Annotated in this window: 12 protein-coding genes and 2 tRNA genes; 7 read left to right on the top strand and 7 right to left on the bottom strand. The window is 57.6% G+C overall.

The genetic code is table 11. The features are described 5' to 3' along the window. Positions 1 to 50 precede the first annotated feature (50 nt). From QP381_RS08020 to QP381_RS08010, 3 genes are all read right to left on the bottom strand, one after another. Positions 51 to 800: a glycerophosphoryl diester phosphodiesterase gene (locus QP381_RS08020; protein ID WP_285068366.1), complete on the bottom strand. Its 750-nt coding sequence runs from the start codon at positions 798 to 800 to the stop codon at positions 51 to 53. Positions 801 to 875: 75 nt separating this feature from the next. Next, positions 876 to 2132: a DUF4032 domain-containing protein gene (locus tag QP381_RS08015; protein ID WP_285068363.1), complete on the bottom strand. Its 1257-nt coding sequence runs from the start codon at positions 2130 to 2132 to the stop codon at positions 876 to 878. A 158-nt stretch (positions 2133 to 2290) separates the two neighbouring features. Further along, complete coding sequence (locus QP381_RS08010; RefSeq protein WP_179369937.1) at positions 2291 to 3415, bottom strand: ABC transporter ATP-binding protein; 1125 nt, start codon at positions 3413 to 3415, stop codon at positions 2291 to 2293. A gap of 264 nt (positions 3416 to 3679) precedes the next feature. On the opposite strand from QP381_RS08010, the gene QP381_RS08005 reads away from it, so the two are divergent. From QP381_RS08005 to QP381_RS07995, 3 genes are all read left to right on the top strand, one after another. After that, positions 3680 to 5524: a serine/threonine-protein kinase gene (locus QP381_RS08005; protein ID WP_285068359.1), complete on the top strand. Its 1845-nt coding sequence runs from the start codon at positions 3680 to 3682 to the stop codon at positions 5522 to 5524. A 63-nt stretch (positions 5525 to 5587) separates the two neighbouring features. Further along, positions 5588 to 6406, top strand: a complete 819-nt coding sequence (locus tag QP381_RS08000) for a DsbA family protein (protein WP_006680237.1) — start codon at positions 5588 to 5590, stop codon at positions 6404 to 6406. Positions 6407 to 6508: 102 nt separating this feature from the next. Continuing rightward, positions 6509 to 6581 (top strand) — tRNA-Thr (locus QP381_RS07995). A gap of 27 nt (positions 6582 to 6608) precedes the next feature. Here QP381_RS07995 and QP381_RS07990 read toward each other — a convergent pair. Continuing rightward, on the bottom strand, positions 6609 to 7562 hold the full coding sequence (locus QP381_RS07990) for a cation diffusion facilitator family transporter (RefSeq protein WP_006680236.1): 954 nt from the start codon (positions 7560 to 7562) through the stop codon (positions 6609 to 6611). A 309-nt stretch (positions 7563 to 7871) separates the two neighbouring features. On the opposite strand from QP381_RS07990, the gene QP381_RS07985 reads away from it, so the two are divergent. Then, entirely contained in the window at positions 7872 to 8972 is a 1101-nt protein-coding gene (locus QP381_RS07985; RefSeq protein ID WP_285068367.1) for a UDP-N-acetylmuramate dehydrogenase, read from the top strand. A 41-nt stretch (positions 8973 to 9013) separates the two neighbouring features. Here QP381_RS07985 and QP381_RS07980 read toward each other — a convergent pair whose 3' ends face one another. The 3 genes from QP381_RS07980 to QP381_RS07970 form a co-directional block, all read right to left on the bottom strand. Further along, on the bottom strand, positions 9014 to 10162 hold the full coding sequence (locus QP381_RS07980; protein ID WP_285068355.1) for an adenosine deaminase: 1149 nt from the start codon (positions 10160 to 10162) through the stop codon (positions 9014 to 9016). After that, the gene (locus QP381_RS07975; RefSeq protein ID WP_006680233.1) at positions 10162 to 10971 is read right to left on the bottom strand and encodes an alpha/beta hydrolase; all 810 of its coding nucleotides are present in this window, start codon (positions 10969 to 10971) and stop codon (positions 10162 to 10164) included. The genes QP381_RS07980 and QP381_RS07975 overlap by 1 nt, the downstream gene beginning before the upstream one ends. A 185-nt stretch (positions 10972 to 11156) precedes the next feature. Then, positions 11157 to 12371 (bottom strand): pyridoxal phosphate-dependent aminotransferase, encoded by a 1215-nt coding sequence (locus QP381_RS07970; protein WP_006680232.1) that lies wholly within the window; start codon positions 12369 to 12371, stop codon positions 11157 to 11159. Positions 12372 to 12504: 133 nt separating this feature from the next. On the opposite strand from QP381_RS07970, the gene QP381_RS07965 reads away from it, so the two are divergent. The 3 genes from QP381_RS07965 (at position 12505) to nusG (ending at position 13760) form a co-directional block, all read left to right on the top strand. Continuing rightward, positions 12505 to 12580 (top strand) — tRNA-Trp (locus QP381_RS07965). Positions 12581 to 12614: 34 nt separating this feature from the next. Beyond that, complete coding sequence (gene secE / locus QP381_RS07960; RefSeq protein ID WP_006680231.1) at positions 12615 to 12908, top strand: preprotein translocase subunit SecE; 294 nt, start codon at positions 12615 to 12617, stop codon at positions 12906 to 12908. 96 nt (positions 12909 to 13004) lie between these two features. Continuing rightward, the gene (nusG, locus tag QP381_RS07955) at positions 13005 to 13760 is read left to right on the top strand and encodes a transcription termination/antitermination protein NusG (protein WP_179369930.1); all 756 of its coding nucleotides are present in this window, start codon (positions 13005 to 13007) and stop codon (positions 13758 to 13760) included. Positions 13761 to 13817: the final 57 nt, after the last annotated feature.

Below are 13817 nucleotides of genomic sequence, written 5' to 3'. Positions count from 1 at the left end.
GCCGACCCCGGTGCGTTACGTCAGGAACGTGGCGCTTTAAAACGCACGTTTTAGAGCGCGTGTGCTTCAGCGGGGAAGTCCTGTGGGCGATCGGTGAAGATACCGGTGACGCCCCATGATGCGAGCTCCTGAGCTTGATCCACATCGTTGACTGTCCAGACGTTGACGTCGAAGCCTGCGTCGCGCATTTCCTTGACCTCTTCAGGGGTGAGGCCGTTGACATCGGGGTGAATTGCGGTGCATCTCAGCAGATCAGCTCCCTGTTGCCAGGTGGGGCCGGGTTGGTTTTCGCGGTCGAACAGCCAACCGAGCTTAATGTTCGGTCGCATAGCGTGGAAGCGTGCGAGGGCCTCGTGGTCGAAGGAAGAAACGATGAAGCGCTCAGTGTTCGCGACCGAATCAACTGCAACAGCGAGGTTCTCGATCAGCTTTTCGCGAAGTTCGGTGCCACCATAGCAGGGCTTGATCTCGAGGTTCATGCCCATGTTTGCCGAATTGGCGAATGAGATGACGTCAGCTACTTCTGGGATTCGTTCGAACCGGTAGGTGTCAGAGAACCACTTTCCGGCGTCAAGTGTGCGAATGTCGGAGAAGCTGAGGTTGTAGTAGCCACCCTTGCCGCTCGTTGTGCGTTGAAGCTTATCGTCGTGGATGACGATCAAAGATCCGTCGCCGATGACGTCGACGTCGAATTCGAACCAGCGGGCACCGACCTCCGCTGCTTTCGCGAAGGAGGCGATCGTGTTTTCAGGCGCCAATGATGAGGCTCCGCGGTGCGCGAAAATCCTGGGGAATGCCATGCGTGTTCCTTTTGGGTGTTCTCGTTCAGTTGTCTGCCTGCAACGTTAGTCGCTTGGGGGCTAGACCGCTTGTTCTTACCAGAGGTCAGGGTTTGATGCGGCGGTGGTTTCTTCTTCTGTCTGGTCGATGAAGCGTTCTTCGTCGCGTTTGGCGGTAAGAATCTTTTCAACGTACGAGTCGATCGCTTCTTCGAGGGGAACGTCGTGGCCGGCTTGTTCGCCCAGGTACCAGCGGTGTTCAAGGAACTCGTGGTAGATCTGAGCCGGTTCGAGCTTGGTTTTCAGCTCGGCTGGAACTGCTCGCATGACGGGTTCGAAGGCGTTGTTCAACCACTGGTGTGCGGCCAATTCGAGTGGCATGTTCGGGGTGCCCGAGGTGGCTTGGTAGGTGGCGATGTCGTTCAACAAGCGTTGTGCTTGGTGCTCGCCAACATCCATGCCGGTGAGTCGCATGAGCTTGCGATGATGATGTCCGGCGTCAACGACCTTCGGCTGGATCATCAGTTCGGTTGATCCGGCAACCGATGTCATCTTCAATTCAGCAACGTCGAACCCCAGGTCATTGAGGCGTTCGATTCTCTGAGCAACCTTCCACTTCTGGGAAGAATCAATGAGTTCTGTTCCGGTCAGCTCATTCCACAATTCGTCGTAGCGGCTTCGAATACGGTCGCCAACTTCAATGGGATCCGCGTCTTCGGGGAAGTACTCTCCAGCCTGAAGATCCATGAGTTCGCCGATGATGTTAGTTCGTGCCAAATCAACGTCGTACTCGCGCTGGCCAGAGGTGAGTTTCGGGTGGAGCTCGCCGGTTTCTGCGTCCACCAGGTAGGCACTAAATGCTCCGGCGTCTCGACGGAACAAAGTATTCGACAGTGAAACGTCGCCCCAGTAGAAACCAAGAAGGTGCAGGCGAACAAGCAGTACCGCTAGGGCATCAATCAAACGTGTTGCCGTGTCAGCGCGCATGTGTTGGCTGAACAGAGCACGGTAGGGCAGGGAAAACTGCAGGTGTTCGGTGACCAGGACGGCATTGAGCTCCTCGCCGTCAACACTGTGCCTACCGGTGACCACTGCGGTAGGGAGCACGGAAGGGGCACCAAGACGTGAGAGGTCACGAAGCATCTCGTACTCGTGATGTGCGACGGTCGGGCCAATTTCCTTTACGGCGATCACACGGTCAGAGAGGTTCACGAATCGCACGATGTGGCGAGAAATGCCACGGGGGAGAGCCGCGAGGATCTCGTCGGGCCATTCTTCCAGCGGAATTTCCCAAGGAAGATCAAGAAGCGAGGGATCAACGGTCGCGGCCATGATCTCTAGTGATTCGGACATAGTTCTATTCTCTCATTGCTTAAAGGGACGCAATTATTGAGGAGAAAGCGCCAATGAAAGCGCCAACCCACCAAAAGTGGGGCACTGGTCAGGCGTCAGGGATATGAGTTGGCCCCGCCTCGTCACTATCAACGAGAACGGGGCCAACTGTGGATGAATCACTCAGGCAGACGCATACCGGTTGCAGCAGAGAAGTTATGCTGCTGGCCGGGGCGGATGCGAGCGTGGATCACGCCGCCGCGAGCCGGAGCAGTGCGCGGAGGAACGCGAACGATGATCTGCTTCGTTGAGCCTTCGTCGGTGGATCCGAGGCCCTCGGTAGAGCCTGCAAGACGACCGTAAACGTAGGCGTCCGAGCCGAGTTCCTCAACGAATTCAACTTCGATCGGAATCGTGTTTTCTTCGGTTTCGGAAACAACTTCGAGGCCTTCAGGGCGGAAACCGATGGTGATCTTGCCACCGTCTGCCGGAGTGAGGGCGTCGAGGGTTGCCTGCGAGAGCGGAACGCGTGCCGGGCCGAGGATAGCGTTGGTGCCGTCGACGGTGAACGAGCCGAGGTTCATAGCCGGGGAGCCGATGAAGCCTGCGACGAAGTCGTTTGCCGGGCGCTCGTACATTTCCTGCGGGGTGCCGACCTGCTGGAGGAGGCCGTTGTTGAGGACGGCGATGCGATCGCCCATGGTCAGAGCTTCGGTCTGGTCGTGGGTGACGTACACGGTGGTGACGCCGAGCTCACGCTGCAGAGAAGCGATCTGGGTACGGGTCTGAACGCGGAGCTTCGCGTCGAGGTTCGATAGGGGTTCGTCCATGAGGAAGACCTGAGGCTTACGAACGATTGCGCGCCCCATGGCGACGCGCTGACGCTGACCACCGGAGAGTGCCTTCGGCTTGCGCTCAAGGTAGGGCTCAAGGTCGAGGATGCGTGCGGCTTCATCAACGCGCCTGTTGATTTCGTCCTTCGGGGTGCCGGCGATCTTGAGGGCGAAGCCCATGTTTTCACGGACGGTCATGTGCGGGTAGAGCGCGTAGTTCTGGAAGACCATTGCGATGTCGCGGTTCTTTGGCGGAACGTTGGTGACGTCCTTATCGCCGATCAGGATGCGACCGCCGTTGACCTCTTCGAGGCCGGCGAGCATACGCAGGGAGGTGGACTTCCCGCAACCGGACGGGCCGACGAGGACCAGGAATTCGCCGTCCTCGATCTTGAGGTCCAGCTGGTCGACCGAGGGCTTGTCGTTACCCGGGTAGATACGGGTTGCCTTGTCAAAGGTAACAGTTGCCATTATTCATTTTCCTTCCCACCGGCAGGTACGTGCCGGACGATCCGAGTGGGTCGATGTTCACCAGCGTCATCACTGGCGGGTTCCTCGTGCGAGCAACCTTTCTCAACCTAGCACACGGCGTGGTTATGCAACAGGTTTCAGTGTGTCGTGCGCATTACCCACCGCGCTTGTTCACCGCGTGGCGTGTTGTTGAGACTGCGCTTGTTCACCGTCGCACGGAGTTTGTTCAATCGATCTGCCCATGGCTCCTTGTAATCTGAACGGGTGAATGAAGGCGATCAGATCGGTGGCTACACGCTCGTATCCCAGCTGGGTACGGGTGGCGCGGGTACCGTGTGGCTTGCAGAGGACGAGGGCGGCGATCGAGTTGCCCTCAAGCTTGTGCACCCTGCTTTGGCCGCCGACGAAGAATCTCGCCGTCGCCTGCAACGTGAAGCTGCGACCGTGAATTCGGTTCGCTCCGCCAGGGTTGCCCACGTCGTTGACATTGAAACCGATGCCTCGCAGCCCTTCATTGCGACTGAATATGTAGAGGGCCCGACGTTGGCCTCGTTGATGAATGGCCAGCCGCTTGCGCCGGAGTTGATCGCGGCGATTGCAGCCAGTCTCGCGCGCACATTGATGGCTGTCCATGACGCGCGGATCGTTCACCGCGATATCAAGCCATCGAATGTTATTTGTTCTCCGCACGGCCCGATTCTGATTGACTTCGGGATCGCAATGAGTGAAGCGGATGAGCATTTCACTCGCACCGGTCTGGTTTCAGGTACTGCCGGTTACACGGCTCCAGAGCTGTTGCGTGCTCGCCCGGCCGACGATGATTCAGACTGGTGGGCGTGGTCGGCGACCCTGCTCTCGCTTGCGACCGGGCGTCCTCCGTACGGCACGGGCGATGTTCAGGCGATTATTGCTCGTGTTCTGACGGGCGAGCCGGACACTGAGGGACTTCCGCTCTCATTTGCGCAGATCATTCACCAGGCTCTGTCTCCGGACGTGAATTCTCGCCCCGAACCCGACGAGGTCGTCGCAACGTTAGTCGAACTTTACGGTTTTCCCGGCGACGTCATGTCGATCAACCAGCTTGACTGGAGCGCTGCCTTCGCGAACCCCTACGTTTCCGCTGTCCGCCCCGTTGTCGCAGATGAGCCCCGCGTTGTCGCCTCCTCGTCAGGGATGCTGGCGTGGTCCAATAACGACGAAACTGTTCAGTTTGGGGATTCTCCGCTTCACCCATCGACGAGGCTCCTTCCGCGCCCTGAAACTGATGAGTGGAATGTGGGGAGCGCGGCCTCGTCAATTCCCCAACTGGGAATGGGGCAAACGGTCAGCAACACCGCGGACTTTCAACCGCTGACCTACCCGAATGGCGCACCTGCTGGCATGTATGGGCAGGCCGTCGGCGGATACGTAGATCCTCATGCGGTGGCGGTTCCGGGTCAGTGGACGGCTCCGGGGTCGGATGAATTCGATGTCGATGACCCGTATGAGGATCTGGGATATGAAGCTGACCTTCCCAGAATCGTGTGGATCTTCGGGTGCATCATTGCGATGCCACTTGCTCTCATCCCCATGTTCGCAGGAGTGATGGGGACTGCTACGGTCATCGTGCTCATGTTTTTCATGGCGTTTGGTGGCGCGTTCCATCGACATAGAGAAAACCGCCGTGTTCGGGCTGGCATTGCGCGATCCAGTGATACCGCTGCGACCGTGGCCTCGTCGCCACTGCTCCTTATTCGCGCTCTGGTGCAGGTGGTGTTTGGGATGACTGTCGGCGGAATCGTCCCGTATCTTGCCTGGAATCTCTACGCGGTTGCTCACGGCGGAAGCGGACAGTGGATGCGTCTACTGGACGTTGTCCTGGCATCCGATCCGAATGCGACACTCGACCCCTTAGTGACCGAACCGATTGGCTCGATCGGCGTGTGGATCGTTGTCCTGGCGACCATCGTTTCAGCGTGGTTGATGCCAACCTCTTCCGATCTGAGAGTTGGAACCAGCATTGCGGTCAGGCGACTGCTGGGCCCAGTGTGGGTGCGTGCGATTGCTGGCCTCCTTGCTGTTGGCGTGGTAGGTGCCACATGGTTCCTCGTCACCGGAGGCGCGCTCTGAACTGCATACGCGCCTAGCGCTAGGTAGGGTTGCCTTAAAGATGTGACCTGTGAAAGGAAAACCATGGCAGGCAAGAAGGTAACGGATACCTCCGTGCGCGCGAAAGCTCAGCAGATGCGCGAAGCGCAGGAAAAGGCTGAGCGTCGCACACGTTCTATCATCATCGCAGTCGTTACAGTCATCGTTATCGCAGTGATTGCGACCGTTGGTGTGATTATTTCTCAGCAGCTTTCTGCAAAGAATGAAGCGCAGAGCGCGAACCCCAGTGATTACTTGGGTGACTACGCGTCGGGTCAGCCGATTCGTTACTCGCATCTTGGTGTCGGCCAGGTTGATGACTCTCTTCCGACCGTTACCGAATACTTCGACTACTCGTGCCACCACTGCGCGAATCTTGAGGTTCTGATTGGCGAAGACTTGATCGCAGGCGCTGACAATGGCGAATACAACATTGAGTTCCAGCCCGTGAGGACGGTCGGCATGGAATACGCGAATGCCGCTACCTCTGCTTCGCTGATTGTTGCTCAGCGGGATCCTGAGCACTGGGGGGCTCTTCACCAGGGGCTGATGGCGTACTTTGCTGGCCAGTTCAAGGCTGGTAACGGTACGGTGATTCAGGATGCGACGAAGTCCTGGGAACAGGTGAAGACGATCGCTTCTCAGGTGGGTGTTTCCTCTGACGTGGTTTCGTCCCTGCCCGTGAACGCGGTCACCGACTATCTGACAACCGCCACCGACACGTGGAGCAACGCGAATTTCACGAACCGTGAGTCGAAAGGCACACCGGAGTTCATTAAGGATCACACGGACCTGCTGACGTTGTCGGGCTCTGATTCTGCTTCGATCATGGCGTCCTTGCGTTCAGGACTTGGCCTGAGATGAGTTCGAAGAACTGACCAACGTGAAGTGCGGGGTCGCGGCCGATTGGTCGGGACCCCGCACTTCATGGCACACTATGTGATGACGATTCGTTGAATTGTCGAAGCCGCCTTAGCTCAGTTGGTAGAGCAGCTGTCTTGTAAACAGCAGGTCATCGGTTCGAGTCCGATAGGCGGCTCTCGTTACACCCTTTTGTCTTAAGGTTTTATGAGCACTCAATCTGCTCGTGGCCCAGGTGTTCGGCAGTCTCAAGCTGGAATGTGGAGTGTTTAATTTCAACGGGGAAGTGCTTGGCGACGCAGTTTTGTAGGCGGTCAAGAATCTGCTCGCTTCTGCCAGCCTGGAAAGCCTCTTCGCTGATGATGATGTGTGCTGTCAGGACGGGCATAGCCGACGCGACGGTCCACGCGTGCAGGTCGTGGATTGCTTCGACGCCTTCGATGCGGAGCATGTGATCGCGCACCTCGGCAAGGTCGAGGTTCTCGGGAGTAAATCCCATCAGAACCATGCCGGCGCTACGAAGCAGAAGTGCTGCCCTTGGGAAGATGAGTACGACGATCAACAGGGAAGCGAGGGCGTCCGCTCGGGTCCAGTTGGTGTAATGGATAACCGCGGCAGCGACGATAACGCCGATCGACCCTAGGGCGTCGTTCGTCACCTCCAAGAAAGCGGCGCGCATATTGAGGTTCGCTTCGCGACCACCCATGAGAACCAGCAGGGATGCGACGTTCGCGACCAAACCAATAACGCCCATGATGAGCATTCCGCCAGATTCGATCTGGGGCGGGTTGACGAGGTTTATCGTGGCGCGAACGGCAACGATGATGCCGATAACGGCGAGCCCGCCAGCCTGGATAGCCGCGCCGATAATCTCGGCGCGACGCAACCCCCACGTTGAGCGGTCGGTCGCAGGTTTATGAGCCAGGTGGGCGACAACAAGCGCCAATACGAGGCCCGCAGAATCCGCTGTCATGTGACCGGCATCGGCAAGAAGAGCCAGTGAATCGGTCAGGATTGCGACGACAACTTCGCTCACCAGAATGAATGCGGTGATGCCAAGTGCGATCGCAAGGCGTGTGCGTGACGCATTCGCCCCGTGACTATGTGTGTGACCGTGAGTGTCATCGTGGTGATGAGCGTGCTCGTTCTCGTGCTGCATGACCATCCTGTCGTCGAATTAATCGAGCACGCCCTCGTGAATCCATCATCTGTACCAGCGCATAAGGTGCGGAAAAGTCGAACGGAGCCAAGAGGTGTGCATCTAACTAAGTCATACCTTAGTTGCTTTGTTCTTTCTTGGGAAAAAGGTCGCTTGTGTGAGCGAGAGTCTCTCGTAGACGGTTTTAATGAAAATATGACCGTGATGTGACCACTGCGTTTTCGGTTGAGTGAGTCCATGTGTCTCAAGCGTGGAATCGAGCCTGCCGAAGACTAGCGGGTGGTACCTGGCCGTAGGATAGAGGCAGTAATTGATAAGGGAGCTCTAATGGCAATGACGACGCTGAAAGAACTGACGACCTTCCACGTTGGGGGTCCGGTCGCTACCTATATTCTTGCCGATTCACGTTCCGATCTGATTGCGGCCTTTGACAGCGCAGACAAGGATGAGTTCCCGATTCTGATGATCGGGGGTGGCTCAAACACTCTTGCCTCCGATGCCCCATTCGAAGGCATTGTCGTTAAAGATGGGCGTCAGCAGATCACTCGTTATGAGAGCTCAGATGACACCGTTCTCGTCACGGCGACTGCTGGCACCGTCTGGGACGAATTCGTCCAGTGGACCCTTGCCGAAGGCCTCTCGGGCATCGAAGCCCTGTCCGGCATCCCCGGAACCGTCGGAGCTGCGCCTGTTCAAAACGTTGGAGCCTACGGTCACGAGATCTCTGACACGCTTGCCTACGTTGACGTCTGGGATCGCGGTGAACAGTGTGAGAAGCGCTTGAATGCATCTGAACTGGATCTCGTCTACCGTGAGTCGATTATTAAGCGCTCAGTCCGCGAAGGTGACGACCAGGGACGTATATGGGGTCCGACCGGGCGTTGGGTTGTCCTCGAAGCCACGTTCCGCCTCACAATCTCCGATCAGTCCGCGCCCGTCCTGTACCGCGAACTCGCGAATCGCTTGAGCATTGAACAAGGGCAGAGCGCGAATGCTCAGCGTGTGCGTGATACTGTCCTTGAGTTGCGCACGTCAAAGGGTATGGTGCTCGACCCCAACGATCACGATTCGTGGAGTGCTGGCTCCTTCTTCACGAACCCCATCGTCGATGCCGAAACCGTTGCCACGCTCCCACCCGAGGCCCCACGCTTTGACGCCGGAAATGGCATGATGAAAACGTCAGCTGCATGGTTGATCGACCACGCGGGCTTCACGAAAGGCTGGGCAGTGGATGGAGCGCGCGAAAACGGCGCCTCGCTGTCAACGAAACACGTTCTTGCCCTGACCAACCGCGGGGATGCCACCAGCGGTGAGGTCGTCGAGCTTGCGCTCGCGGTTCGCGCCGGCGTTCAAGAAAAATTCGGCATCACCTTGGTTCCCGAGCCCGTCACGGTTGGGATCAGCTGGTAGCGTCCGCTTCTGCCTTTCCCGACGGCTTGCGAGGCTCCCGCTTAGTCGTTGTGACCGTCGTATGGGGGTGTGTTGAGCCACGCCTGAATGTGGGCGTGCCATTGGTTCTTCGAAGCGCTTGATGCCAGGGAAGCGTTGATTGACTGAGAAGCCAAGTCTGCGATCTGTTGATCGGACAGACTAAAGGTGTCGCGTGCTCGTGCGTACTGTTGGATCAGTCGCGAACGGAATAACAGCGGGTCATCTGCGCCCAGTGCCACCGTTGCCCCGTATTTCATAAAAACGGGCAGGGGAACGTGTGAAAAGTCCTGGTAGACCCCCAAATGGACGTTTGAGGTCGGGCAGACTTCGAAAGCAACGCCTTCGTCAATGAGCCTGCGAAGCAGGTCTGGATCTTCCGTCGTACGCACGCCGTGGCCGAGTCGTGCCGGGTTGAGTGCGGTGACAACATTGCGTACCGACTCGGGTCCTAGCAGTTCGCCACCGTGGGGAAGAGAAGCCAATCCTGCGCGCCGTGCGATGCCGAAGGCCGCGCCAAACTCGCTGGTTGTGCCCACGCGTTCATCATTCGATAAGCCGAAACCGACGACCTTGCCTGGACCCTCGCCAGCGTATTGCGCGGCTAATCGTGCCAGAATTCGGGCATCAAGAGGATGTCGGATACGCGATGCGGCAACGATAATTCCCACTTCCACGCCCGTATCGCGCCACGCCTGTCGGGCCTCGTCAAGGATGATTTCGAGGGCCGGAGTGATGCCACCAACCCACGGGGCGTAAGAGGTCGGATCCACCTGCATTTCAAGGCGAACCGAGCCCTCTTTCGCGTCGTCTTCTACAGCTTCGCGGACGATGCGTCGCATGGCGGATTCTGAGCGCACCAGATGACGCGCAGAATCGTAGGAACGTTGGAAGCGGAACCAGCCTCGTCCGTCGGCGGGGACTTTTAACGGGTCGATGGCCAGAAGGTGGCTGGGCAAGCGAACGCCCTGCTCATTGGCCAGGTCAATCAGAGTCTGCGGGCGCATTGCTCCAGTGAAATGCAGGTGCAGATGCGCTTTCGGTAGGCGCGATAAATCGCGTCGACCAGATGTTTGGTGCGCCGGGGCAGTCAGATTCGGTTGGGTTGGGCGTGCGCGTTTGGCCTGGTCAGTGAATCGGTGGATAGGCGACGAGGCGACGAACTGGGACATCAGTGCCTGTCCAGCCAGGCGACGATGTCTTTAATCAGGCCTGGACCCTCGGGTTCGTTGAGGACCTCATGGTACGCGCCGTCAATGATTCGTAGGTGAATATCAGCATCAGGGTGTGATGCCAGTGCGTTCTGAACGAAAGTCTTTGAAGCGTTCAACGATGCCAACTTATCTGCGTTTCCGTGAAGGATCAGCATAGGAGTCCTGGCGCGGTGAGCATTCTTCAAGACAAGGTCGCCCTGAGTGATCATTGTTGCCCCCGTGATCAGAGGAACGCCACCCGTGTAGTTGAGTGGATCAGCATCGAACGCTTCTTGGACTCTGGGGTCGCGAGAGAGGACGGAAGGGTCATCTGCTGAGCGAGGCTTCTGCGCCGTCAAAGCGGGGAAAACGCGCGCAAGCGGAAGCAGTAAGCGAGCCACGCCAGCCGGCAACGGAGGAAGCGGGCGGAATGCTGGGCCCGTCAAGATCGCACCGTTCACGTTCGAGGGGTTCAGAAGAAGCGATGCGGCGGTAACCAAACCACCCATGGAATGACCAAAGAGGAAGAGGTCTGATGTGCGTGCGTGCGCCAACACAATGCGTCGAGCGTCTAGATGGTCTTTGATCAGGCGTCCAACATCAACCTGCGAACGTGGGCCTGGGGATGTGCCGTGAGCATAGTGATCGTAGAACGCGATGTCGTATCCAGCTTCAATAAGTTCGTCTTGCAGGGGAAGAAAACGGCCCGAGTGCTCGGCATATCCGTGGCAGAGCAAGACGGTGCCCTTCGGGGCGAGCGTTGACGCGGAACGATACTGGATATTCATGCACTCTATTGTGGCAGGTGGAAGGCAGTGTGTGCAGAATACGGGACGGCTCTGAGAACCTGTGCGGTTCTCAGAGCCGTCCGTTCGTCCAGACATGTCAAGCGTGAACAGAATACAGACACTGTGTGGGTTCGAGATCCTGGGCGCGAGGTCCTGTCCTGGGGAGGTGCTAGTAAGGCCTGGCCTCAGTGCGCTTGCGCCAGAAGCTCCTGAATGCGGCCGACACCTTCAACAAGGTCGCCGTCAGACAGGGCGTAGGAGAGACGAATGAAGCCAGATGGGCCGAACGCTTCGCCGGGCACCACAGCAACCTCGACCTCTTCGAGGATCAGGTCGGCAAGCTCAGCCGACGTTGTGGGGACCTTGCCACGGATTTCGCGACCCAGAATGCCCTCGACGTTCGGGTAGGCGTAGAACGCGCCCTTCGGGGTCGGAACATCGAGGCCGTCGATTTGGGAAAGCATCGAGATCATGGTCTTGCGCCTGCGGTCGAATGCCTCACGCATGGAATGAACAGCGTCGAGAGGGCCAGTGACAGCTTCCAAGGCTGCACGCTGAGCCATATTCGATACGTTCGAGGTCAAATGCGATTGGAACGAGGTTGCAGCCTTCACAATGTCAGTCGGAGCGATCATCCAACCAACACGCCAGCCGGTCATTGCGTAGGTCTTCGCCACGCCGTTCAACACGATGGTCTGATTGGCAAGCTCTGGAAGAAGCTTCACCATATGAGCCGGCTCGGCATCTTCATAGAGCAAGTGCTCGTAGATTTCGTCGGTGATAATCCAAATGCCGTGTTCAAGAGCCCATTCGCCAATCGCGCGAGCCTCTGCAGGAGTGTAAACAGCGCCGGTCGGATTCGAGGGTGAGCAGTGCAATAGAAGCTTCGTCTTTTCCGTACGAGCAGCTTCAAGCTGTTCGACGGTTACCTTGTAATTCTGATCGGCACCAGCGAAAACGGGAACCGTGACACCGCCGGCAAGCTTGATGACTTCCGGATAGGTCGTCCAGTAGGGGGTCGGAAGAAGAGCCTCGTCCCCCGGATCCAAAATGGAAGCGAAAGCCTGGAATACGGCCTGCTTACCGCCATTGGTGACCAGCACCTGCAACGGATCAACTTCGTAGCCGGAATCGCGCAGAGTCTTTGCGGCAATTGCTTCGCGCAAAGCTGGAAGGCCGGCCGCCGGAGTGTAGCGGTGCATCGCCGGCTCGCGCGCTGCGCGGACGGCGGCCTCGACAATATTGTCAGGGGTGGGGAAGTCCGGCTCACCTGCACCGAAGCCGATGACGGGACGACCCGCAGCCTTCAGGGCTTTCGCTTTCGCGTCAACCGCGAGAGTGGCTGAAGGGGTGATAGCGGAAAAGCGTGCGCTGACGCGCGATCGAGGTGTTGTGCTCATAGGACTATCGTCGCATTAAATGGGGCTGTTCGGTAGTCTAATTCCGAATATCAAGCAGTTTGCGACACTCCCCAGTTGGACAGTTGAAGAGATTTTCCATAAACTCGTTCCCGCACGTTCTACGGCGTGCAGTAGGGCAGTGGCGCAATTGGTAGCGCACCGGTCTCCAAAACCGGCGGTTGTGGGTTCGAGTCCCGCCTGCCCTGCCACTCATATTCTGGGCACGAATTCAGGAGGGGTTCCGTGGCTGACGCAACGGCATCACACATGCCAGCGAAAACAGATCGCACGAAGTCTGGCGCTACGCCGTCCCGTGACTCCCACGAAAAAGAGGCTCAGAAGAAGCCGAATATTTTCGTGAGGATGTGGACTTTCTTCCTTCAAGTGATTGAAGAAATGAAGAAGGTCGTCTACCCGAGTGGTTCTGAAACGTGGACCTACTTCGTTGTCGTGGTCGTTTTTGTGGCCGTAATCATGGCTTTCACTGGTCTTTTGGATCTTGGATTCGGTAAACTGAACGCACTGATATTCAGCTGAAGCTGATGCGAACCCGCCCGCAGATACTGCAGGCGGGTTTCTTCTAGCCTTCGGCACTCAATTTTCTGCTAGGAAACTAGCACCCAGGAGGAACGCGTGAGTGAAGAGAATCTGCCTGTCGAAATCGACGAGGCCGCCCAGGCTGAACTGACCGAAAACCCCGCTGAAGCGGCGGAAGAAGAAGCCGGAAGCGTTGAGCAGCCGGTTGAAGCTGAAGAAGCTGAATCTGGCGAAGAATCTGGCGACATTGATCCCCTCGAGAAGTTCCGCAACGAGATCATGATGATCCCCGGTGACTGGTACGTCTTGCACACCTACTCCGGTCACGAGCGCAAGGTGAAGGCGAACCTCGAACAACGCGTTCAAAGCCAGAACATGACCGATAAGGTCTTCCGCGTCGAGGTTCCGGATGAGTACATCACCGAGTTCCGTGGTTCGGTGAAGAAGCGTGTTCGCCACGTTCGTATTCCTGGCTATGTCGTCGTCTGCATGGACTTTGATGAAGAGTCGTACCGCATGGTCAAGGACACCCCGGCTATTACCGGCTTCGTAGGAGACCAGCACAACCCGGTTCCGCTCAGCATCGATGAGGTCGTTGATCTGCTGAAGTACAACATCCTTGAAGAAGCTGGCCCGCAGGTCCCTGCCGTGGCTCAGGTCAAGGAAGAGATCCGCGTGGCCTTCGAGGTTGGCGAGATCGTCACCGTCATCGATGGTCCGTTCGAGTCGCTGGAAGCGACTATTTCCGAGATCTCGCCCGAGACCGAGAAGCTCAAGGTTCTCGTCATGATCTTCGAACGCGAGACTCCGCTTGAACTTGGTTTCGACCAGGTTGCCAAGCGCGAAGACTGACCAAAGAGTGAAGTCGCGCACCCGAACTTGGGAACATGGGCGGGTGCGCGATAGCAT

Origin of the sequence: Pauljensenia sp. UMB6358 (assembly GCF_030216865.1) — a bacterium.
GTDB classification, from domain to species: Bacteria; Actinomycetota; Actinomycetes; order Actinomycetales; family Actinomycetaceae; genus Pauljensenia; species Pauljensenia turicensis_A.
Note: the sequence above shows the minus strand (reverse complement) of the source record. Positions and strands in the feature narration are given on the sequence as shown.

Bases quoted from the DNA above. Each gene is read 5' to 3' on its own strand.
- QP381_RS08020 (WP_285068366.1), bottom strand. From the start codon at position 800: ATGGCATTCCCCAGGATTTTCGCGCACCGCGGAGCCTCATCATTGGCG.
- QP381_RS08015 (WP_285068363.1), bottom strand. From the start codon at position 2,132: ATGTCCGAATCACTAGAGATCATGGCCGCGACCGTTGATCCCTCGCTT.
- QP381_RS08010 (WP_179369937.1), bottom strand. From the start codon at position 3,415: ATGGCAACTGTTACCTTTGACAAGGCAACCCGTATCTACCCGGGTAAC.
- QP381_RS08000 (WP_006680237.1), top strand. From the start codon at position 5,588: ATGGCAGGCAAGAAGGTAACGGATACCTCCGTGCGCGCGAAAGCTCAG.
- QP381_RS07990 (WP_006680236.1), bottom strand. From the start codon at position 7,562: ATGCAGCACGAGAACGAGCACGCTCATCACCACGATGACACTCACGGT.
- QP381_RS07980 (WP_285068355.1), bottom strand. From the start codon at position 10,162: ATGTCCCAGTTCGTCGCCTCGTCGCCTATCCACCGATTCACTGACCAG.
- QP381_RS07975 (WP_006680233.1), bottom strand. From the start codon at position 10,971: ATGAATATCCAGTATCGTTCCGCGTCAACGCTCGCCCCGAAGGGCACC.
- QP381_RS07970 (WP_006680232.1), bottom strand. From the start codon at position 12,371: ATGAGCACAACACCTCGATCGCGCGTCAGCGCACGCTTTTCCGCTATC.